The following is a 22,681-nucleotide window of genomic DNA, read 5'->3' on the forward strand; positions in this document are numbered from 1 at the left end:
GGATGACCCGTTGGAGCGATTGCTAGCACTGGCACCCTCGGCGATCGAAACAAAGTTAGAGTAGTCGAAGTCACAGCTAGTCTCGCAGGTCACTTTCTTGGGCATCGCGGCGGTAGCGAGGGTCGCGCCAGGCACCGCCGACCCCGCGCAAAATGCCCCGCCCAATCAGCCCAATGCCCCGGCCAATCACGTCGGTCAGCACGTACACAATACCGCTGCCCACCAGCGAAACCGCCGAGCGAAATCGAGGGGCGATCGCATCGCGAGCTTCCACCGCCAAGGTTACTGCCCGCTGTAGGCCCGAAAGCTGCTCCAGCTCCTCCCGCCGGGGCACGTAGATCGTCTGGTACTGAATGCCCCGCTCGGTGAAGCCAAACAGCCGGTGCTGACTCTCAAAAATCGCTCGGGGTTCATTGATCAGTCCATCCCAACGGTAGCGCCAGGACAGGTCGTTGCGAAAGCGCTCAATGTCGCGGCTAGTCATCATGCGGCGGTGGTAGAGGTTTTTCTTCATCAGCTCCACGTCGGCAAAGTGGTTGAGCATGGGCTGCACCACGGCGTTGGCTAGCTGAATCACCAGGTGCTCTAGCAGCTCCTGGCTGCGGGCCATCGCCTCGGGAGTCGCGGCCTGGTAAAGGCCGCCGTCCACCACCATCGACTCGTTAAATAGCAGATGCCCCAGCAGCATCGGCACCAGGGGCAGCCGGTCTAAAATTGCCCCCTGCACTACGGGGGCCTCGGTCAGCAGGGTTGGCACCACGGGCTGCTCTAAGGTATTGACCTGAAGAGTGTAGTAGCGGCCAAAAAAATCGGTTACGGCAGCCTGCCACAAGTCTTGCAGCACCAGGGAGCTTTTCTCAGGCAGCTGCCCCGGCAGCACCTGGGCCTCACGGAGGTAGGCAAGGGCGTCTTCAACCTTGCGTAGCACTAGGTAGAGCAGCTCCCGCTTTTTGTCGTCGCGCAGAATGTCAGACTCCAGCGGCACATCGCTGGTGTTATCGAGCAGCCCCTGCAATTTGCGAAACACCCGCTCAAACACCAGAGTAGCCAGGTCGCCCTGGTTGAGGGCTAGGCGATCTTCGGTGGCGATTCCGGTACGGCTACTCGTTTCGAGTCGGTTCCCGAACGCTTCGCGATTCGCTAGGGCATTCTCGGGTCGTTGCGTGGGCCTAACCCTGGTTCCCGGTGACCCTGGCGGCACCTCGTTCTCCCAGGGAAAAGACAGCTCCCCTGGCTCCGTTCGGGGCCGTACAACGGGAGGCTCCACGGGCTGCCCCTGGTCAGAGAAGTCAGGGGTAGCCAGCAGTCGCCGCACCAGCCAGCGGGCCGCCCGCAGTTCACGGTAACGCCCCGCCAGCACCGCCTCCGACAGCAGCGAGCCGCGCCCGCGTCGCTGCTCTGCCTCGATCTGGGCCATCACGGCCTCAATTTGCTGCACCGACGATCGCCGCATGCTGATGCGTAGGGCGGCTAGGGCATTGGGTACCGGTAAACTTCTGCCAGTGGTGCCATCCCGCATGGTGATCAAGGGACGCTGACTGCTCGAAATTGGGCTTAGGCCCCTGGCGAGTGGCGGCCCAGACGCGACCAATTGCTCAATCAGCCGACCGAGATCGGCCACGGCCATGCTGCGAGCCCCAAACCCATCGGCACCCAGCTGCCGGGCTGCGGCAGCCAGCACCGGTTCGGTCTGGGCGCTGAGCACCAGCACCGGCAGAGTTGGATAGCGTGCTTTGATATCGGCACAGAGGCGCAGCCCCGGCAGCTCGTCAGGGCGACCCGCCCCCAGGCCCAGATCGAGAATTACCAAGTCGATGTCGGGGCGACGGCTAGGGTCCTGGGAGGCCCAGGCCTCGGCCCAGTCAGGGGCGGGCTCTGGAGTCCAGTCGGGAGGGGCGTCCGATCGCGTCTCCAGGTTAGCTCGACTGGCCAAGATCGCCAGGGCATCGTCGGCCTGGGTGGCTTCAGCCACTACAGCGTAGCCAGCGGTTTGCTCCAGCCAGATGCGGAGGCCCAGGCGAAACACCGGGTCTTCGTCTACCAGCATGAGTCGCAGGGGGGCCGTCGTCATTGGGGCTCGGTGGAAGAACTGTCGTCTGAGTCATCACCGCCGCCGGGCACAGGGCGACCCTCAGCTTCCCAGATTGACCAGATGTAGGCTCGCTCGGCCGTCCAGAGGGCGATCGCCGCCCTGGCCTCATCGTAGAGCGCTCGCCCCGGCCCAATCTGGCCAGCTAGATTGATCGCCGCCGACAGGCTGCCGCCGTAGGCCAAGTCCTTGGCCTCATCCAAAATCGGCTTGTCCTCGGCAATTTGAATGGTGGAGGTCCACTCTTGGATCAGCCCCTGGGCGCGGCTGTAGAGGGCGCGATCGGGCTTAATTTTATTCGCCTCGGCGATCGCTTCGGGCAGCTTGTCCTGATTGGCCAGGGCCACCGCCGCATCGAGAACGGGCCGGTCTTCGATCACCTGAATTTCTTTCTGCCACTCGGCGACTAGAGATTGGCCCTCCACCCGCAGGGCGCGCCCTAGCTCAATCTCACCAGCCTTAGCAATGGCGGCTTGCAGCGCCGCAACGGTGCCGGGTCGGGCCAGGCTGCGGGCTTCGACCAAGATTGGGCGGTCTTCAATGCGCTGCAAATTAAACTGCCATTGGGCGATCAGTGTCTGCCCTTGAATGCGCCGGGGTCGCTCCGGCTCTACCCGCTGAGCTTGGCGAATGGCCCATTCGTAAGTGGTGCGCTGCCCTAGCTTGGCTACCATATCGCTAAACTTCAGCTGTCTTAGGTCGGTGAGTTGTTCGACCCACTGCTCCTCTGAGGATAGGTCAGCCTCCGCGTAGGCACTGTTCGCTGGGAGCTGATTGACGGCGCTGATGGCCTCCATCAGCCCAAATAAGTGGCTGTAGCGTGGGGTTAAGCCCTGACTCACCGGCTCAGCCTGGCGGATGAGCGTTTGGGCACGGCTCAGGGCTAGCAGCTCTTGGGCTTCGGGGGCCAGATCGGGGGTGGGGGGTACTACGCTAGCTAACTCTAGGGCACCGGCGCGATCGCCCACGTCCCAGCGCTCGAGCGCCACATCTAGCACGGTCTTGCTCCAGCGATCGACATCGCTTTCTGCCGCCTGCCACACCTGGGTGCGCAGATCGATGGCGCGGGCCAGCACCACCGCCTGGCGCAAATTCTCAATCTGGTTAGTTTTTGCTAGCTCGCGGGCCTGCAAGAGCTGATTCCACCCCTGCTGTTCCACCTGAAACTGCCGCTGCCAAAACACATACCGCGTCGTCAACCAGTAGTCGGTCTTGAGGTTTTTAAACTCTTGCAGGTGGGTCTTGGCCAGCTCCCAATCGCTAGCGGCAAGGGCGGGCCTCAGCTTAGCCTCAATGGCTCGGCCTTGCTCCCAGTCTTGTCGCCACTCAAAGATCACCGACTGGGCTGGCTGACGCAGCGGCGTATTCAAAGGAATTTGATCGGCCAGGGCTACCGCGTCGTCGAGCTTGCCCGCCTGAGCCCAGCGGTTGGCCAGCACCAAAATCTGCTCCGAGGCATCCTTCAAGATTTCCTCGGAATCAGCGTAGTTAGCGTGGGTTTTGGGCCAGTTGGCGGTCAGCAATACCGACTGCACCAGATTGTTGGGCTCACCCGTGCGGGCCTGAGCCTTAGCGCAGTAGAGCAAATCGCTGGCCGAATGAAAGGGCGTAATCTGCTCACAGTCGGGCAGCGGCGGAATCCGCGTCAGCCACAGCAGCGCCCAGCCGCAAAATATCCCCGACCCGGTGAGCAAGAGCACCCAGGTAGTTAGCCAAAACCATTCCCAAGGTTTAACCTGGCTGGGCCCATGGCGCTGCCGGTGTCGAGATCTCAGGGGCGATGAAGCCGGTGTCGATGCCATGACGTCAAACTAACCGAGAGCGAGCAGCAGCATCTCGACTGCCTGGGCGTTGATAACTAGCATGCTCACTGGCTTTGGGAACCAGGGAAGCCAGAAGATGCTGACACATTGTAGAGGCAATCTATAAACTTGATCGTAGATCTTTGAGCCAAACCTATCGGAATTGCACGCCATGGCACACCGCACCACACCACGCCAAAATCTCCGTCCCACGGGGGTAGCCGCCGCGGTTGGCCTTGCCCTCACTTTGGCTACCCCCGGTGCTGCCAACGACCCCCTGCGGCAGCTGCTGATCAGCCGCATCTGCATAGCCTGTGACCTTAGCGGCGTCGTGCTCACCAGCGCCAATCTCGAAGATGCCGACCTGACCAATGCCAATCTGGCGGGAGCCAACCTACGCCAGGCCCGCCTGCCCCGCGCTCAGTTGACCCAAGCTGACCTGAGCCAGACCAACCTGCAACAGGTAGTGCTCAGCGCCGCTGACCTGACCGGAGCCAACCTGTCGGGGGCCAATCTCAGCCAAGCCACCCTCACCGGCAGCACCCTGCGGGAGGTCAACGCCGCTGACGTCAATCTAGAACGCGCCGAAGCCCGCAACAGCGATTGGTACGGCAGCGACCTCAGCGGCAGCCGTCTAGATGGAGCCGTGTTCAACCACGCCAGTCTGGCAGCAACCGATTTGACCAACGCGACCTTAACCCACAGCCAGCTTTTTCGGGCCAACTTGATTGGTGCCCAGCTAGCGGGGGCCGACTTTACCGGGGCCGACCTGCGCCAAGCACTAATTCGTGATACCGAGTTAGCCGGGGCTATCTTTACCGATGCCGACCTACAAGATGCCAATCTCAACCGCACCGACCTCAGCGCTGCTCGGTTCTGCAACACTCGCATGGCCGATGGCGCGATCAACAACGATCACTGCGCCGAGCTAGGGCTGAGCCCCGATCGCGCTGTTCCCTAAACGGCATGCCTAGAGAATAGGCAATTGCCAGATTGCCTGGAACGGGTTGTAGGGCAGGTCCGTGCTGCCGTAGTCGACGCCAAGCTTGTGCAGACGCTTTCAAGCGGGGCTTCCTCAGCGCAATCCACAATGAATAAAAAGCAGTCGCGCGAGCGAGAGCCCGCACGACTGCTGAGGGAAGACCGACCTTAGCTAGGTTTAGGCTTCGACACGCAGGGATGGCACGATCTTGACCGGGTTGGCCAGGTTCCAGAAGTTCGGCGAGGATGCGATCGTCGCCTCATACATCTGCTGGAATTTCTCGGGAGTGGCGTCGCCCTTCACCGTCAGCGTCCAGCGCATGTCCTGATACCCGGCCTGGATGGATTCGTCCAGCTTGAGCAGGCCGCGCACATCGAGGGTGCCGGTGCTGTGGATCTCCACTTTCTCTAGCCGAATACCCTCTACAGAGCAATGTTCGACAAAGGTAGTCAGAATGCAGGAATTGATGCCTGCCAGCAGCACCTCCTGGGGGTTAGGTCCCATGTTGGTGCCGCCCAGTTCCTCAGGTTCGTCGATGGTGAGCGAGAAGTCGCGGGTGTAGGCTTGCCCAGCCCAGTCGAAGGAGGTCATGCGGGTGAGCGATCGCGTGCCGTCTACCCAAGCCGTAGTGGCGTGGAAGGCCATCTGCGCTTGGGCAGCATCCTGCTGAATGGCGGTAACTAGCTCGGTGACGCCGCTGGGGGCAAAGCCGTTGATGGTATAAACTTGCTCGGTCGTAGTCATAGTCAAACTCCTTAATTTTGGGGATAGAGAACTATTGAAAGCTGTGTAATGACCGCAGCCATTTCGTTTGGCTATTGGTCGTCGTCCGACAAAAACTCGTGGGTCAGGGCCGCAATTTGGGCGTAGCCTGTGGCGCTCAAGGCTCGCACGCTCTGCTCAAAGCTGGGATGGGTCATGCCCGCGATCAAAAACGCGTTTTGGTACGATCGCTCTTGAATGCGCTGCATCTCATTCCGTTTGGGGGCAGAAAAGGTGCGCTCTGTGACCCGTTCCAGGCTGGCAATATCCAGCTGCACCTGGGCCTTAAAGCCCTGATAGAGATAGCGAATGATGGCTATGTAGTCGTCAATAGCAGTGGCGATGCCGCGGGCATCCATGGTTTGAGCCATCGACCCAACCATCAGGGCATCCAGGCGAGCGTGCTGGGCCTCCTCTTGCCAGTGGTGCTTTAGCAGACTGCAAAACTGCGGGTCGAGGGCATCCTGCTGGTGACGAACGCTTTCGAGAAAGTGCCGCTGGGTCATCCACTCGATGTGCAGAGTCACCAGGGCCACGCCCAGAGGGCTGTGGCTGAGCACGAAATCTGCGATTGCTTGGGGCGGTCCAATCACCTCGCAGCGGTGGCCAAACCCGGCCTCAAAGGCGGCCGCAAACTCGCGAAACAGGCGAATGTGCTTGCTTTCTTCGGTGGCAAAGCCCAGGTAGGCCTGGGTGGCCGCAATATCATCACAGCCCAAGGTTTTGGCGTGGTCAACCACCAGGGGCAGAATGAACTCTTCCACCAGCCCAAACAGGTGCAGATAGCTGTTACTGCGAATCTGGTTGAGCAATCGGGCGGCCTCGGCATCCAAACCCGGAATCGCCTTGGCTTGCACCAGCGCCTCAGGCAAAAAGGGTCGGGTAAAGTCGAGGGGCCGATGGGGGCCAATCAGGTCTTCCACCTGCCAGGCCACCCGCGCGGCATCTTTAAGAATCGCCGGGTAGCTGTGTTTCGGAACGGTTGCTGCGGTCATAGGATCTCCTGAACGTGAATGGGGGTTCGCCACGGCGATCGGGTCAGTTCCCTAGGGCCGTTGGTTTAACTTGTTTTCAGCTTAGATAGGAGGCCGTCGTCAGACCGTCGCTAAATCGTCCCGCCAGCGTCAAACCCAGACAGGCCTAGCTCTTTGGAAAAAACGGCTGATTTCTCTAGCCCTGATCGTCAACGTCGTTTTTGATATGGCGGTGGCCGAGGGCTAAGTTTGAGGGGGCGATCGCCCAGCATCCCCCGCGTGGCCCATCAGCGCGAACTCCCTAACCAACGCCCTAGTAGCTCTTATTTGAAGGCGGCTTTGTGATAGCGCTAGTGCCGCAAGACTCCACTCAGCTGGTCCAGTGCCACAACTTATCGAGCGCTACAGGGCCTGAGCGGATTAGTCGGCAAAGGCGATCCCGAGCTAAGCGACCTAATCTGCTAGTATCTTGCTCTGATGTCATCCCCAGCCAACATCCGGTCTGCAACCTCGTGAAAGCTACTCACTCCTTAGTTCAGGTTTTTCAAAGTCGCAAGATGGCGGCCATTCTGCTGCTAGGCATTGCCTCGGGGCTGCCTTACGCCCTGATGGATGACGCCTTCCGGGGCTGGATGACCAAGGCTCAGCTCGATCTGCGAACCATCGGCTGGTTCAGCTTGATTAGCCTGCCCTACTCGCTCAAATTTTTGTGGTCGCCCTTTCTCGATCGCTTCGTACCCCCTCGCTTGGGCCGACGGCGGGGCTGGATGGTGATCGGGCAGCTAGGGCTGGTAATGACGATCGCAATTCTCGCCGTGCAAATGGCCGCGATCGCCGTTGGTCCTTCGCCCACGCCAGCCTCGGTGCTGCAGCTCGTCGCCCTGATCGCCCTAGGGATTACCTTTCTCAGCGCCACCCAAGACATCGCCATTGATGCCTACCGCACCGATGTGCTAGAGGAGCGCGAAATGGGGGCCGGGGCCGCCACCTACGTCTTGGGCTACCGGATCGCCATTTTGCTGACCGGGGCGATGGCCTTCATTCTGGCCGATCGCATTACCTGGCCCTGGGTCTACGGGGTGATGGCCGGGCTGATGGGGCTGGGGGTGCTGGTCTCGCTGTGGGCACCGGAGCCGGTGCGCGCCGTGCACCCGCCCGACTCATTAAGGCAAGCGGTGGTGCAACCCTTTGGCGAGTTTTTTAGCCGCTTGGGGGTACAGCGCACGATCGCCGTGCTGCTGTTCATTCTGCTCTACAAGCTGGGCGATAATCTGACGGCGAAAATGGCCATTCCCTTTTTGGGCGACCAGGGGTTGGGCTTTTCAGATACCGACATTGGCACGATTCGTCAGGGGCTGGGGCTAGTGGCCACCATCGTCGGCACTCTGGCGGGCGGAGCGGCCCTCAGCCAGCTGGGCATCAACCGCTCCCTGTGGATTTTTGGCGGGCTTCAGGCCCTGAGCAATTTGGGCTATCTGATTCTGGCGATCGTCGGCAAAAATTACCTGGTCATGGTGCTAGCTATCAACGTCGAAAACTTTTGCGCTGGGCTGGGAACGGCGGGCTTTGTCGGTTTTCTAATGAGTCTGTGTAATGCCCGCTTTTCTGCCACCCAGTTTGCCCTGCTCTCTAGCCTGATGGCGGTGGGGCGCGATTTGATCGCTGGCCCCGCCAGCGGTGAACTTGCCCAGCGCTTACAGCAGTTTGTGCAGAGCAACCCCAACCTGGCTGCGACACCCACTTTAGGAGGGGCTACTCAACAGGGCTGGCCCCTATTCTTTGGAATTACGCTGCTCGCCGCCCTGCCAGGATTGATGCTGTTGCCTGTGTTTGCCCCCTGGCACGATCGCGAGGAGGTCGATTAACACAGTACGCTTGAAGCAAGACGTTGCTGGAGTGCGGATATGCTCTTTCTGATCGTTGCGATCGCGCCCTGGGTGCTCTTGCTCTACGCCGTGCTGGTCATAGCCGGGGGCGTAATGGGCTATGTGAAAGCTCGCAGTAAACCCTCTCTTATTTCTGGGCTAATTAGCGGCGCAGCCTTGCTCATCGCCTGGTGGATCACCCTGAGCAACAGCTACAACGCCGGTATAACTCTGGCCATCTGCCTTGCGATCGCGCTCCTTGTCGTCTTTGGCCTGCGCTTCCGCAAAACCAACAAATTCATGCCCGCCGGACTGATGGCGATCGTGAGTCTGTTTTGTGCGGTTCTGTTTGGCGTTGCGTTGGCCGTATAAATTTGAAGTCGAGCCAGTTCCAACCCTGATGAGGCGAAAGTGAGCTGCGGCTGGCAAGAAAGGTCGCTGGCCTTCTGCGGAGTCAACCTACCAGCCGTTAATGACTGGTGGACTGTGCCGCTAGATTCTCGTGGGTGTAGACTAATGCCCATATTTGAGAATCCTTGAGGAAGTATGACCGTTCGTTGGTCAAAGACCCGCTCAGTGGGGCGATCGCGCCCGTATCATTTCTCCCGGCGGCGATTTCTGCAATTTTCAACGGCTACAGTGTCCAGCTTAGCCCTGGCGAACTGCCGACAGTCGGGCACCAATACCTCCGATCCGGACGGCGCTCCCACCGACGGCACTAACAAACCGCTCTATATTTACACCTGGTCTGACTACGTCGATGGTGAGGTCTACGATCGCTTCACCCAGGCCACCGGCATCCCCATCGAGGTGCAGACCTACGACTCTAACGAGACTATGCTGGCGAAAATCCAGGCGGGCGGCGGGCAGCAGTTCAGCATTCTGTATCCCTCCGACTACATGGTGCAGCAGATGATTGAGCTAGGGCTGTTGGCGACCCTCGACCACAGCAAACTGACTGGCTTAGAAGACCTGCGCGGCCCTTGGCAAAACCCCACCTACGACCCCAACAATGCCCACAGCATCCCGCTCAGCTGGGGTACCACTGGGCTGATCTACGACACTACCAAACTCAGTCCGCCCCCTGCGGACTGGGCTTATCTATGGGAGCGGCAAGACGCCTTGACAGGCCGGCTCACCCTACTCGACGACGTCCGTGAGACCCTAGGGGCGACCCTGGCCTCGCTGGGTTATTCCTACAACACGACTGACCCTGGACAGATCGAGGCTGCGTTCAAGCGGTTGCAGGAGCTGAAACCGGCGATCGCCCAATTCTCAAGTTTTGGCTGGGAAGACTCCCTGATCGCAGGTGACCTCGACCTCTGCATGACCTACTCGCACTTGGGCAACGCCCTCCCCGCCGAGCACCCCAACCTGCGCTACGTCATCCCCACCTCTGGCAGCTCCCTGTGGACCGATGCGATCGCGATTCCCAAAACCGCGCCGAACCCAGAGGCCGCCTACGCTTGGCTCAACTTCATGCTCGAGCCTGAGAACGCTGCCTTTGCTGTACAGAAGCTGGGCTTTGCCACCCCCAGCAAGTCGGCGTTTGAGCTGCTGCCCGCCGAACTGCAAGACAGCGAAACCCTGTTTCCGCCAGAGTCGGTCCTGGCTAACTGCGAGGGCATTGCTCCGCTTGATACAGCTACGTCTGACCTATTCGATCGCTACTGGACTGAATTAACCAGCGCTTAGCGACCTCGCCCGAAACCTGGTCCCTTTTGTGCAATGCCAACTCATCGGCTACATGCAAAAGGAACCGGATCTCTCGACAAGGAATTCACGCGCTAATCAGCGGCGTTGCCCTCGCCTGAAAGTTAGCATTCACTAGCGCATTCACTGCTGCCTCCGGATCCTTCACGCGAAACTGCGCCCCCAGCCGCACAAACTGGCGCTGCTGGTTAGCCCCAATCACCGCAATCACCGGCACCCGCGCATACTTGGGGTCGTCGCCCTGGTTGTTGCGAATCACGTTGCGCAGGCGGTGCTGCTGCTCGATGTCGCCCGCCAGGCGCGGGTCTAGCTCCACCATCACCATGCGAACATCTTCAATTGATTCGGCATCGTCAATGATGAACTGCACGCGATCGTCGCGGCGATCGACCTTGCCCCAAATCATCAGCCGCTTGTCGGCGACAATGTGCTGGCCAATGCGCTCAAAGGATTTGGGAAAGACGACGGCTTCTGACTGCCCCGTTAAATCTTCGAGCTGGACGATCGCCATCCGATCCCCCTTCTTCGTCACCACCGGCTTGACGCTGGCGAGAATCACGATCGCACTCAAAGTTACGTTATCCGGCTGCTCATGTAGCTCTGCCAGGTTAATTGGGGCCAGCACCCGCGCCGATCGCTGCACCGACTTGAGCGGATGGTCAGAGATGTAGAAGCCCAGCAGCTCTTTTTCCTGCCGCAGTTTTTCCTGGGCTTCAAAGTCGGCTACTAGCGCTGCTTTAGGCGCAGTTTCGTAGCCCGCCGAAGGGGTGGCGCTCTGGGTATCGCCACCGCCCAGCATCATGTCAAACAAGTTGCCCTGGCCAATTTCGCGATCCTTCGCCCGGCTCTGGGCCCAGTCGAGCACCAGCTCCAGATCCTGCATGAGCTGATTGCGGTTGGGGTCAAGCTTATCCAGCGCCCCCGCCAGAATCAGCGATTCTAGCGCTCGGCGGTTGACGGAATGGAGATCGACGCGATCGCACAGTTCCGCCAGCGAATTAAACGGCCCCTCCGCCTCGCGATTCTTTAGAACGCACTCGATCGCGCCTAGACCCACGTTGCGCACCGCTGAGAGGCCAAACAAAATGCTTTTGCCCTCGGGGGTGAAGTCGACTAGCGATCGGTTGATATCCGGCGGCAGCACCTCAATGCCCATGGCAATGCAGTTGCCGATGTGCATTTGCACCTTGTCCTGGTCGCCGCTATTGGAGGTCAGCAGCGCCGCCATATACTCCACAGGATAGTTAGCCTTCAGGTAAGCGGTCTGAAAGGTAACAAACCCGTAGGCGGTGGAGTGCGACTTGTTGAAGCAGTATTCGGCGAACTTCACCATCTGGTCCCAGAGTTCTGTCGCCACTTTTTTGCCGACGCCTTTCTGCATCGCGCCGTTGACAAAGTTCTCCTGGTGCTTGAGCATCTCCGACATTTTCTTTTTACCCATGGCCCGCCGCAGCAGGTCGGCCTGACCAAGGGAGTAGCCGCCCATATCCTGGGCAATTTTCATGATCTGCTCCTGGTAGACCATGATGCCGTAGGTCTCACTGAGAATCGGCTTCAGAATTTCGTCGGCAAAGTCAATTTTTTCGCGCCCGTGCTTGCGATTGATGAATTTGGGAATCAGCCCCGCATCCAGCGGCCCCGGTCGATAGAGAGCCAGCACTGAGGAAATATCTTCTAAACCGGATGGCTTGAGATCTTTCACGATCTGGCGCATGCCCGACGACTCAAGTTGAAAGACGCCGCCCAGATCGCCACGCTCCAGCAGCTTGTAGGTGGCCGGGTCGTCTATGGGCAGGTCGTCGGGGTCGATCTTGGTGCCGTGGGTCGCCTCGATCAGCTCCAGGGTTTTTTGGATCATGGTCAGGTTGCGCAGACCCAAAAAGTCCATTTTTAGCAGGCCCAGGGCTTCTACATCCTCCATGTAGTACTGGGTGATCACCTGACCGTCGTTGTTGCGCTGTAGGGGCACAATTTCGTCGAGGGGGTCTTTGGAGATCACCACCCCAGCGGCGTGCATGCCAAAGGTTTTGTTGGTGCCCTCAATGCGCAGGGCCATGTCGATCCATCGGCGGGTTTGGGGGTCGTTGTCGTACTTTTCTTTGAACTCCGGCGCGGGAGTATCGTCGGAGATCATCACCTTGAGTTTGGTGGGCTTGCCCCGTGCTACAGGGATTAGCTTCGCCATCCGATCTGACTCGGCGTAGGGGATGTCGATCACCCGCGCTACATCCTTGAGCACCGCCTTGGAGGTCATACGGTTGAAGGTGATAATCTGCGCTACCCGCTCCTCGCCGTAGCGGCGGGTGACGTACTTGATCACCTCGTCGCGGCGATCGATGCAGAAGTCGGTGTCAATATCCGGCATCGACTTGCGCTCGGGGTTCAAAAAACGCTCGAACAGCAGCCCGTGGTGGATCGGGTCGATGTTGGTGATTTCCATGGCGTAGGCCACTAGCGACCCCGCTGCCGAGCCGCGTCCTGGCCCGACGGGGATGTTGTTGTCGCGGGCAAAGCGGATGTAGTCCCACACCACTAGAAAGTAGGTGGGGAAGCCCATCTGGATCATCATCTCGATTTCGTATTCGAGGCGATCGCGGTATTCCTGCTCAATCTCCTCGTAGCTGGCCACTTTCATCCGTTTGACCAGCCCCTCCCGCGCCACATGACCCATGTAGGCCCCAGCATCCTCATTAAACTCAGCGGGAATGGGGAAGTCAGGAATGCGCGACTGACCGAGGATGCCGGTGTACTCTTCGATCTTGTCAGCAACTTCAAGGGTGTTGGCGATCGATTCCTCAATCACCTCCGGCTCAATGTGATCGCGGAACAGCTGCCGCATCTCATCGGCAGACTTTAGGTATTCTGTGCCGCTGTAGCGCAGGCGCTTATCCTCGGTCAGCAGCTTGCCGGTCTGAATGCAAAGCAGCGCGTCGTGGGCCTCCACATCGTTGCAGGAGATGTAGTGGGAGTCGTTGGTGCAGATGACTTTTATGTCCATCTCGCGGGCGATCTTCAGCAGCTCCACATTCACCACCCGGTCCTCAGGAGAGCCGTGGTCTTGAATTTCGAGGTAGTAGTCTTCGCCGAACAGGTCTTTGTACCACTGGGCCACCTTGCGGGCCACATCGGGCCGCTTCTGCAAAATCGCCTGGGGTACTTCGCCACCAAGGCAGGCGCTAGTGACGATCAACCCTTCGTGATACTGCTCTAGCAGGTCTTTGTTAATGCAGGGGCGCGAAAAAATGCCCTTGCCCTGTACTCCCTGTAGGTGAGAGATAGTGGTGAGCTTGACCAGGTTTTTGTAGCCTTGGGTATTTTTGGCTAACACCACCTGGTGGTAGCGGGGGCGGCGCTGCTGCTGCGAAATGTCGCCGTTGATTAGGTACATCTCGTTGCCGATGATCGGCTTGATGCCCACCCCTTTACAGACCTTAATCAGCTCGATCGCGCCATACATCACCCCGTGGTCGGTGAGAGCGATCGCCGGCATATCCAATTCCTTAGCCCGCGCTACTAGCTGGGGCAGCTGGCTGGCCCCGTCAAGTAGGCTGTAGGCACTGTGGATGTGGAGACCAACAAAGGACATAGCGCCGCGGTATAATAGTACATCTTACTGCATCAGCGGGTTAGGAGTCAGGTTTTCCTCAACCCGAAGGCCCCCAAGCTGCTCCTAAGGTTAGCGGATTATAGAACTACATCTAGCGAATCTCAAGAAATATAGAAATTTAAACCGCCATATATGGCGTGCCCTAGATCTTGCCCTCGCGGCCAAGGTCCCAGGTCAGGCGGCAGCAGCTTGATCGCTCTAGTGGCGTCTGGCGTCGCTAGGGATGCCTGAGGAAAGCCGGCTAAATCAGGTCTAAACCGTAAGCAACCGTACCCAGTTCAAGCTCACTTCAGAAACCGGCTCGCGATCGCTGCTTTTGCCACTTGAACGAATAAAGCTGGCGATAAACGCTCAACTCCATGGCCAGGCAGATAGACTTAAGCCTGAAAACTATTTGAGTCGAGGGACTAACTTGATCGGCTTACAGATTGATCTGGCTTGGCTGGCACAGCGCTTCAATGGGTAATGTCAAGCTGATACTGGCGCTTTTACAGGGCTTAGTTCGTTTAGCACAGCGGCAGCTCTTAAAACTTTTCAAACGGCCCTGGGTGCGATGGTATATGCGTTTGGGCCATGGCACCAAAGGCGCGTTCTATGGCCTGATCGGTCTATTCGCCCTCAACGATATTATTCACGACCAGCCTATCGTGGCGGGTAGTGAGGCGGTGCTCGCCGACCTGGAGCGTTGGCCCTTGGGTAGTGGGATACTTGGACTGCTAGCGTTTGGCCTGCTTGGTTATGTTCTGTGGCGCTCAATACAGGCCAGTATTGACCCGGGTCAGACAGAAGCGTTGAACATTCGCCAGGTGCTCCAGCGCTGCGGCTATGTTGTCAGTGGTCTAACCTACCTAGGCCTTGCTCGGAGCGCGGCTAAACTGTCCCTTAACTTGGTTGTCGATTTTGACGACACGATAGAAGGTCTGGCCTCCGTTCTATTTGAGCGAGAGGTAGGCCCCTGGATGCTTTTGGGCGCTGGTTTTGGCGTTATGGCAGTGGGTTGCCTCTATATTTACGGGGCCGCCTCCGGTGGCTACATCAACGATTTTCATCGCGACCTCTCTCGCCCTATTAGGCGATGGGTAATAGTCATCGGCAAAGTTGGCATTACGGCTCGCGGAGTTGGCTTCGTTTTAATTGGGGCATACCTGATCAAAGCCGCCTATCTGGTTGACGATAAATCTGCCGGTGGGCTGGGCAATGTGTTTGACGAGCTAGATGAAGAATTTTTGGGCGAATACTGGCTGGGCGCGATCGCATTTGGCTTTTTGGCCTACGCCGTCTATATGATTGTTGCAGCCTGCTATCGCCAGTTTCCAACGCTCAACCCGCCAGCCGCAGCCAAAAACGATTAATCTCTGCGAATTGCAAATACCAGCAATGAGCCATTTTGGAAAAACTAAAGTCGTCAGCTTGTAGGGTCGCTATACCAGTAGGTTTGAGATGAGCAATTAGCTATGCTACAGCGACACAGATGGGATAAACGCTATTGGCTAGCGCTCCTGCCACTAATGGTCACGGGCCTGCTAATGCATATTAGCTTTTGGTTTACACCCGCCAACGATTTGATGGGTGAAGACATTTACTACATCTGGCTAGAAGGCAAAAGAATTATTGCTGGAGAAAACCCCTACACCAGAGTTTTGGCTAGCGACATGAGGGACAACGATAAGTACGCCACCTACTTTCCTTTGGCCTATCTCCTCTCTGCCCTGGTTCAAAAAATTGGGTTTTCAGAATTTTTAGACTGGCTCTATTTATGGCGACCGCTTTCGTTTTCGTTTCACATGGGCATAGTCGCCTTGGCATTGAGATATTTCTGTGCGCGAGGCCTGTGGCTGCTCGGTTTTACCGCCTCCGCTATTCTCCTGTTGGGTCGATGGAGCGTCTATGTTACAAGGGTTCACCATCTTGAATTCGCAGCCGTCTTTTTTTTGATGCTTTCTTTAGTGCTCTTGACAGAGAAACCCAGGCTGTCATTGCTGGCCTTTAGCATTTCCCTAGGGATCAAACAGATTGCGATCTTCCTGCTGCCACTTTATTTGGTCCACCTCTGGGTCAACGGCACTAAAGATAGACGAATTCAAACAGTAGGTTGGAGCTTTCTGATCATCCTAAGTGTTCCAGTTTTAACCTCGCTACCGTTTTTATTCTGGAATACGGAAGGTTTTTTTAAGTCCATTCTCTTTTCGGCTACTCGTGCCGGCAGCTTGCATGTTGAAGGTGCGCCTTCCCTTGACGTGATTTTCTCTCAAAACATGCCTTGGTTGGTAGGTCTAAAGGCTAAGCTGCTGATGCTATTGCTGATGGGGCTGGTTTATCTGAGCTTCTGGAAAGAAAGAATCACTATCTTGGCTTCCTCCGCTGTGGTAATGATGGTGTTTCTTTACTTCAACTCAGTGCTATTTCTACAGTATTTTTTGTGGCCTTTGAGTTTAACGCTGTTAGCGCTGGTTGAACTAGTACCGCCTTTGCCATCGCAAAATTTGGCGAGAGTTGATTGCAACGACCTTTAGGAAAACAAACTTTAAAGAAAAAAGTCTGATTGGCGTATCCCAAAACGTCAGGATTTGACCATGCCAAACATTTTTTCGCTCTTCTATTTTCGCTCTGTTGCTATAGCTTATTCTGCTTCTGAAACTACTCCAGAGTTGTAGGTGGCCCAAGTTTGGCGCAGCCAGGGATGAATCTCGCGCGGGTAGAGCAGCCAGGTGCGCTCATAGGACTGGCTAAGGGCCTGCACCAGAGGCGAGATATCTTTGATGTCGGTAAAGGCGTTGTCGCTGTGCAGGCAAATGCCTTCGTTATAGGTGGTATAACCTCGGCTCCAAGTGCGGCGCAGACCGCTGTAGTTTTCGCCGCTGTAACCCTGCTGCTCTAAATGGGTGCGAACTGCGTGGAGAAAGTCATTCTGCTGGTCCGCTGAGAGCCGGGTGATTTCCAAGGTCTTGAGTAGATCGCGATCGAGGTAGCGGCGGCACAGGTCAGCTAGCAACGGGTCAGGGCTGTGCCGCCATCGCTGGAGGTGGTAGGTGAACACAATATCGTCACCGGCCAGATAGGTATCTAGGGAGAGTGGGCGATCGGGGGTGAGCAGCCAAGCGGTCACCGTAGGATCAGCCTCTAGCTTGCCAACGAGTAAATCGGCTCTGGCCCGCTCAAAGGCCCGCTCTAGCAGCCAGGTAACGGAAATATTTTTGGGGTGGTTGTACACCTGCACATACATAAAGTGGCGCACCACCAGGTAGTGCTCGATCGCAGACAATCCCTTATGAGCCACCACCAGCCGACCGCTCTGGGGCTCAAACCGCAGGGCCATCAAAATGCGATCGAGATCGAGCTGGCCATAGCTAGCCCCAGTGAAGTAGCTATCGCGCAGCAGGTAGTCGAGGCGATCGCAGTCCAGCTGACTCGACACCAGCTGCCACACCAGCGCGACGGGGTGCTCGTGGGTGTAGACCTGGTCCACGGCTGCCGCCAGCCCCTCGGCCCGCGCCTCTAGGGCATCGTGAATCTCCGGCAGTTCGCGAATCATGCGGCGGGTCCAGTGCTCGTGCTGAAGGCCAAACACCTCTTCGGCGGTGTGGCTAAAGGGGCCGTGACCAATGTCGTGGAGCAGGGCCGCCACCAGCACCGTAGCCCGGTAGGGGGCTAGCTCAGGGTAGCGGCGCTGGATCTGGTCAAAGGCGCGCCGGGCGATCGCCATCACCCCCAACGAATGGGTAAAGCGCGAGCTTTCGGCCCCGTGAAAGGTGAGGCTGGCCGGGCCGAGCTGACGAATCCGCCGCAGTCGCTGAAACGCTGGGGTATCGATGAGCTGAGTCAGCAGCGCCTCGTCGGGGTCGCTGGCGTGGAGAGTAATCGCGCCGTGGAGCGGGTCGTGATACGAGCGACTGGCCTTGGGCGGCCCTGCCTGGGACAAAGATTCAGGATGCATTGGCTAGGACCGTGGCTTGACTCAGCATCTCTAGCGCCGCCTGGTATTGGGGGTCGTCATCGGTGGCCACGGTGTCACGGCTGAGGGGCACGCTGGCGACGATGCGATCGGGACGAATTCCCAGTTTATTGATGTCGTGGTGGGCCGGGGTTTCGTATTTGGCCACGGTGACCGCCAGCCCTGCCCCGTCCGACAGGTCAAACAGCGACTGAATTAGCCCCTTGCCAAAGGTGGTGCTGCCCACCAGGGTAGCCCGGCCGTTGTCCTGCAACGCCCCGGCCAAAATTTCGCTGGCGCTGGCGGTGCCCTCGTTGACTAGCACTACCAGGGGCGCATCGGTAATTGCCTGACCAAACGCCTCAAAGCTATCTAGAATGCCCTGACGGTTAACCGTGTAGACAATCGTGCCCTGGGGCAGCCACAGCCGCGCAATCTCAATGCCAGACTGCAATAGCCCACCGGGGTTATTGCGCAAATCGAGTAGGTAGCCCTCTGCCCCCTGGTCAGCCAGCGTGCGAATTGCGGCGGTCACCTTCTCAGACGCATTGCCGTTGAACTGACTCAGCCGCAGGTAGCCTACTCGCTGCCCCGCAGGCGTTGTCTTGAGCGCTGCTACCACGGGGTTGAGGGTGATCACGTCGCGGGTCAGAGAAACCTGGCGAGCCGTGGTTTCATCGGGGCCACGCAGTTGTAGGGTAACGGTGGTGCCGCGCTGGCCCCGCATCCGGGCAGCGGCCTCATCTAGGGTTAATTCTGTCGTAGCCACACCATCGATTTCTAGCACCACATCCTGGGGTTGAATGCCTGCCTGCTCTGCCGGGGATCCTTCGATGGGGGCAATCACCCGCAGCCAGCCAGGTTGCTCATCCTTAGAAATTTGCAGCCCTACTCCGGTCAGCGCGCCAGCGGTGCTGGTTTGCAAACTGCGGTACTGCTCGGGAGGCAGCAGCCGGGTGTAGGGGTCTTCTAACCCTGCCAGCATGTCCTGAATGGCTTGGTAGGTATCGTCTCGACTGGCCAGGGCGCGATCGAGGGCTCGCTGGCGAGTAAACCACCAGTTTTGATGGTTGAAGGTGTCGTCTACGTAAGCCCGATTCACAATGCGCCACACCTCTGCTACCAGATTTTGCTCCTCAGTGAGGGCAAAGGCAGGGCCTGCTGATACCCCACCGACCACTAGCCCCATTAGGCAAAGGCTAAGAATAGAAAGACGCAACAGGGGTTTAATCATAAACGCAGGGCAGAGGCAGGCAGTAGATTGAAGGTAAACGAAATATGGCGTTGACCAGCGTTTCTAGCTCATAGAAAGCCTGGGTTAAGGATCAACGATATCCCTAGCCATTCGGTCAGCGCTTCACATTAGTTTATTCTGATCATTTTTTTACTGATTGCGCCCAACCGGCAGAAATAGCGCTTCTTTGCCAGGTTCACTAGGCCTGATGGTGAGACAGTATCTAGCTATCTCCGCGACCCTTGCGCAGTAATGTAACAGAATATTTCAAAATTACGGCAGGGGTCTAATTTATCTCCCTGAGCTAGCGTGGGCCTGGGGTGAGCCTTTTGCCCTAGTTGCCCGTTCTGGGGATGGCAGGAAGCGCCCCAGGCCTTAGAATTTAGGGTAGAGAGTTTAACGTTGCCATTACGGCTATGTTACATTTTTCATTGACGGCAATTATTGAATATATAGAGTTACCCGCTTCATGTTTACTAAGCAAGTTACCGACTCTAAGGCCTTCCAATGGTTTAACGAGCGGCTAGAGATTCAGGCCCTGGCCGATGACGTCTCTAGCAAGTATGTGCCGCCCCACGTCAATATTTTCTATTGCCTGGGTGGCATAACCCTGACCTGCTTCCTGATCCAGTTTGCCACTGGGTTTGCGATGACCTTCTACTACAAACCCACGGTCACTGAAGCATTCAGTTCTGTGCAGTATCTGATGACCGACGTCAACTTCGGCTGGCTGATCCGGTCTATCCACCGCTGGTCCGCCAGCATGATGGTGCTGATGATGCTTCTCCACGTGTTTCGGGTGTATCTCACTGGCGGCTTCAAGAAGCCCCGCGAGCTGACCTGGGTAACCGGCGTGGTGCTGGCCGTCATCACGGTGACCTTTGGCGTTACTGGCTACTCCCTTCCCTGGGATCAGGTAGGTTACTGGGCGGTGAAGATTGTGTCTGGGGTGCCCGGTGCCATTCCTGTGGTGGGCTCTACTGTGGTTGAGCTGATGCGCGGCGGTGAGGCCGTTGGGCAATCGACGCTGACCCGCTTTTACAGCCTGCACACCTTTGTTCTGCCTTGGGCGATCGCGGTGTTCATGCTGCTGCACTTCCTGATGATTCGCAAGCAGGGTATCTCTGGCCCTCTCTAGGGTTCCAGAGCCGATGGGAGCCGTTGCTAAGGCAGGCTCCTGAGTGCGCAAGTGTTTGAGGGCATGACGTTTAGTTTCGGCTGTACCGATTGCCCTGGATGAATGGTTTAGACTTTGGGCCTGGCCCAACTGGCTGTAACAGGAGAAGTTTTTTCAATGGCGACCATTAAAAAGCCGGATCTGAGCGATCCTAAGTTAAGAGACTTGCTCAAGCAGGGCATGGGCCACAACTACTACGGCGAACCCGCCTGGCCCAACGACCTGCTCTACATTTTCCCCGTGGTGATTTTGGGCACCATTGCCTGCTGTGTTGGGCTGGCTGTGCTAGACCCTGCACTGGTGGGTGAGCCCGCTGACCCCTTTGCCACCCCCCTAGAAATTTTGCCGGAGTGGTACCTGTACCCCACCTTCCAGATTCTGCGGATTGTGCCGAGCAAGCTGCTGGGTATTGGCGCGATGACGGCTATTCCTTTGGGGCTGATGCTGGTTCCCTTTATCGAGAACGTCAATAAGTTCCAAAACCCCTTCCGCCGTCCTCTGGCCACCACGCTGTTTCTGCTGGGAACTGCGGCAACCCTATGGTTGGGCATTGGGGCGACTTTCCCCATTCAGGAATCGCTGACCCTGGGCCTGTTCTAGGCGGCTAACTCTAGCCAACATGCAAGACCTGCGTAGAACTGTATCGTTTTACGCAGGTCTTTTTGCTGGAGGTGTACTCTTTCGCTAAGCTACGTTTAGGGAACTCTGGTAGGCGTTGATACAGGAGTGGCTATGGCACGGGTGAGCACCAGAAAAGAGCATTTGCAGGTGGCTAGCAAGCTGGATGTAGTCGCCCAGGTGCAGCGCTGGTTTCACGATACCTGTCGATCGCTAGAGGGAGAGTCAGCTTGGGTGAGCAACCACTGCGATCGCCTGGCCCTGGCCCTCACTGAAGGCTTTACTAACGCGGTGCGCCACGCCCACGCCCACCTGCCCGCCGACACTGACATTGACATCGACCTCTCCCTAGCCGCCGACTGCGTTGAAATTCGCATTTGGGATCACGGCGACCCCTTTAACCCAGAGCTACTGCCCGAACCCCAGCCCGGCGAACTACTGGAGAGCGGCTACGGCTGGTTTTTGCTGCGCCGCCTGGCCGACAAGGTCACCTACCATCGCTCTAAGGATGGGCGCAACTGCCTTTCCATCGTCAAGTACGGCACTTTTCCTACCTATTAGGCCGCATTGGAAGTTGTTTGCCGCTGCCAAGGGCAGCGTTTTGGGTAGCCTAGGGAGACTTGGCTGTTGTTGTGCTGTCAGCTATGGGTTCTTCCGCCACTAATCAGCCCATTGTTCAGAGGGGCACTGAAGACAGGTTTACCGGAATCTCAACGGTTTCTCACTCAGAGAAACAGGGATCGCTGGTCTTTGTCTTCCTCGAAATTTTTTCCTGGGAGGGGGGCATTCAGTCCTACGTCAAGGATGTGTTGGCGGCTTACCTAGAGCAGTCTCATCCTGCTCCCGCCGATGTTTTTTTGCTGCGGGATGGGCCAGACTGTCTAAATCCCTACGATCGCTCCCCTCTGCGATTTCACTATTTGGCGTCGGCGTCGCCAGCGGTAGGGCGAGCCAGGCTGCTTGCGGCACTGCTAAAGCATTTGATGCTCCAGCGACCGAGCCAGGTAGTCTGTGGCCACGTGCTGCTGCTGCCGCTGGTCTCGACCCTCTGCCGCTGGCTTAGGCTTCCCTGCACGGTGATGATCTACGGCAAGGAGGTGTGGGAGCCGCTGCCCGAGCGCGAGCAGAAGGCACTACGCCAAGCCAACTGGATTTGGGCGATCAGCCGCTACAGCCGCGATCGCGCCTGCACTGCCAATGGTCTAGACCCGGACAAGGTGTTCATGGTTCCCTGCGCGGTAGATGGCGATCGCTTTAGCCCTGGCCTCGCTGACCCGGCTTTGGTGGAGGCCTATGGCCTGACCAACTGTCGGGTGCTGATGACCGTCGCCCGCCTGTGGTCCGGGGATATCTACAAGGGCGTGGATGTCACGATTCGGGCGCTGCCCGCCATCGCCGCCGCTGAGCCTACGGTGAAATATCTGGTGATTGGCCGAGGTGATGACCAGCCGCGGCTGGCGGCTTTGGCTGAGGAGTTGGGAGTGAGCGATCGCGTCGTGTTTGCCGGGTTTGTGCCCACCGAGGCCCTGGTCGCCCACTACCGCCTAGCCGACGCCTACGTCATGCCCTCCCAGGAGGGCTTTGGCATTGTCTACCTAGAGGCGATGGCCTGCGGTTTGCCGGTGCTCTCTGGCGACCAGGATGGCTCAGCTGACCCCTTGCAAGACGGGCGGCTCGGCTGGCGAGTGCCCCACCGCAACCCCGACGCAGTAGCCGCCGCCTGTATCGAGATGCTGGCTGGTTACGACCCGCGCTGTCAGGGAGCGTGGCTGCGGCAGGAGGCACTGGCGGCCTTTGGCACCTCGGCTCTAGCCGGTCATTTGGAGCGCGCGATCGCCCGCTCTTTAGTAGCGGAGTAGCCCCAGCGCTAGAATACAGAGTTAAGGCTAGGGTCTGGTCAATCCGGTTTAAGCCCCTGCCTGTGCCG

General features: G+C 58.0%; 17 protein-coding genes. 10 read left to right on the forward strand and 7 right to left on the reverse strand.

Annotated elements, in window-relative coordinates:
- Positions 1–76: 76 nt before the first annotated feature.
- Both H6F59_RS17585 and H6F59_RS17590 read right to left on the reverse strand, forming a co-directional pair.
- On the reverse strand, positions 77–2,071 hold the full coding sequence (locus tag H6F59_RS17585) for a DUF3685 domain-containing protein (RefSeq protein ID WP_190702917.1): 1,995 nt from the start codon (positions 2,069–2,071) through the stop codon (positions 77–79).
- Positions 2,068–3,891 carry a hypothetical protein gene (locus H6F59_RS17590; RefSeq protein ID WP_190702920.1) on the reverse strand — a complete coding sequence of 608 codons (1,824 nt, stop codon included), beginning with the start codon at positions 3,889–3,891 and terminating at the stop codon, positions 2,068–2,070. The genes H6F59_RS17585 and H6F59_RS17590 overlap by 4 nt, the downstream gene beginning before the upstream one ends.
- 172 nt (positions 3,892–4,063) lie before the next feature.
- On the opposite strand from H6F59_RS17590, the gene H6F59_RS17595 reads away from it, so the two are divergent.
- The gene (locus tag H6F59_RS17595; RefSeq protein ID WP_190702924.1) at positions 4,064–4,852 is read left to right on the forward strand and encodes a pentapeptide repeat-containing protein; all 789 of its coding nucleotides are present in this window, start codon (positions 4,064–4,066) and stop codon (positions 4,850–4,852) included.
- Positions 4,853–5,050: 198 nt separating this feature from the next.
- Here the strand turns inward: H6F59_RS17595 and H6F59_RS17600 are convergent, their stop codons facing one another.
- Positions 5,051–5,617, reverse strand: a complete 567-nt coding sequence (locus H6F59_RS17600; RefSeq protein ID WP_190702926.1) for an OsmC family protein — start codon at positions 5,615–5,617, stop codon at positions 5,051–5,053.
- Between the two features lie 71 nt (positions 5,618–5,688).
- Positions 5,689–6,630 (reverse strand): hypothetical protein, encoded by a 942-nt coding sequence (locus H6F59_RS17605; RefSeq protein WP_190702928.1) that lies wholly within the window; start codon positions 6,628–6,630, stop codon positions 5,689–5,691.
- 491 nt (positions 6,631–7,121) lie between these two features.
- On the opposite strand from H6F59_RS17605, the gene H6F59_RS17610 reads away from it, so the two are divergent.
- From H6F59_RS17610 to H6F59_RS17620, 3 genes are all read left to right on the forward strand, one after another.
- Positions 7,122–8,474: an AmpG family muropeptide MFS transporter gene (locus H6F59_RS17610; protein WP_190702931.1), complete on the forward strand. Its 1,353-nt coding sequence runs from the start codon at positions 7,122–7,124 to the stop codon at positions 8,472–8,474.
- Between the two features lie 39 nt (positions 8,475–8,513).
- Positions 8,514–8,846, forward strand: coding sequence for a TMEM14 family protein (locus H6F59_RS17615; protein ID WP_190702934.1), 333 nt, complete (start codon positions 8,514–8,516; stop codon positions 8,844–8,846).
- Between the two features lie 174 nt (positions 8,847–9,020).
- The gene (locus H6F59_RS17620) at positions 9,021–10,169 is read left to right on the forward strand and encodes a PotD/PotF family extracellular solute-binding protein (protein ID WP_190702937.1); all 1,149 of its coding nucleotides are present in this window, start codon (positions 9,021–9,023) and stop codon (positions 10,167–10,169) included.
- Between the two features lie 85 nt (positions 10,170–10,254).
- On the opposite strand, the gene H6F59_RS17625 is transcribed toward H6F59_RS17620, so the two are convergent.
- On the reverse strand, positions 10,255–13,773 hold the full coding sequence (locus H6F59_RS17625) for a DNA polymerase III subunit alpha (protein WP_190702941.1): 3,519 nt from the start codon (positions 13,771–13,773) through the stop codon (positions 10,255–10,257).
- Positions 13,774–14,342: 569 nt separating this feature from the next.
- On the opposite strand from H6F59_RS17625, the gene H6F59_RS17630 reads away from it, so the two are divergent.
- Both H6F59_RS17630 and H6F59_RS17635 read left to right on the forward strand, forming a co-directional pair.
- Positions 14,343–15,146: a DUF1206 domain-containing protein gene (locus H6F59_RS17630; RefSeq protein WP_190702944.1), complete on the forward strand. Its 804-nt coding sequence runs from the start codon at positions 14,343–14,345 to the stop codon at positions 15,144–15,146.
- A gap of 156 nt (positions 15,147–15,302) precedes the next feature.
- On the forward strand, positions 15,303–16,307 hold the full coding sequence (locus H6F59_RS17635; protein WP_242021532.1) for a hypothetical protein: 1,005 nt from the start codon (positions 15,303–15,305) through the stop codon (positions 16,305–16,307).
- 107 nt (positions 16,308–16,414) lie between these two features.
- On the opposite strand, the gene H6F59_RS17640 is transcribed toward H6F59_RS17635, so the two are convergent.
- Positions 16,415–17,728 (reverse strand): HD domain-containing protein, encoded by a 1,314-nt coding sequence (locus tag H6F59_RS17640; RefSeq protein ID WP_190702951.1) that lies wholly within the window; start codon positions 17,726–17,728, stop codon positions 16,415–16,417.
- The gene (gene ctpA, locus H6F59_RS17645) at positions 17,718–18,959 is read right to left on the reverse strand and encodes a carboxyl-terminal processing protease CtpA (RefSeq protein ID WP_190702955.1); all 1,242 of its coding nucleotides are present in this window, start codon (positions 18,957–18,959) and stop codon (positions 17,718–17,720) included. The genes H6F59_RS17640 and ctpA overlap by 11 nt, the downstream gene beginning before the upstream one ends.
- A gap of 469 nt (positions 18,960–19,428) precedes the next feature.
- Between ctpA and petB the strand changes: the two genes are divergently transcribed.
- From petB to H6F59_RS17665, 4 genes are all read left to right on the forward strand, one after another.
- A complete protein-coding gene (petB, locus tag H6F59_RS17650; RefSeq protein ID WP_190517156.1) occupies positions 19,429–20,097 on the forward strand; it encodes a cytochrome b6 in 669 nt (222 codons plus the stop codon).
- Between the two features lie 156 nt (positions 20,098–20,253).
- The gene (gene petD, locus H6F59_RS17655; protein WP_190517154.1) at positions 20,254–20,736 is read left to right on the forward strand and encodes a cytochrome b6-f complex subunit IV; all 483 of its coding nucleotides are present in this window, start codon (positions 20,254–20,256) and stop codon (positions 20,734–20,736) included.
- 132 nt (positions 20,737–20,868) lie between these two features.
- A complete protein-coding gene (locus H6F59_RS17660) occupies positions 20,869–21,315 on the forward strand; it encodes an anti-sigma regulatory factor (protein WP_190517151.1) in 447 nt (148 codons plus the stop codon).
- 59 nt (positions 21,316–21,374) lie between these two features.
- Positions 21,375–22,613, forward strand: coding sequence for a glycosyltransferase (locus H6F59_RS17665; protein WP_242021533.1), 1,239 nt, complete (start codon positions 21,375–21,377; stop codon positions 22,611–22,613).
- Positions 22,614–22,681 lie beyond the last annotated feature (68 nt).

Origin of the sequence: Nodosilinea sp. FACHB-141, from assembly GCF_014696135.1 — a bacterium.
Taxonomy (GTDB): domain Bacteria; phylum Cyanobacteriota; class Cyanobacteriia; order Phormidesmidales; family Phormidesmidaceae; genus Nodosilinea.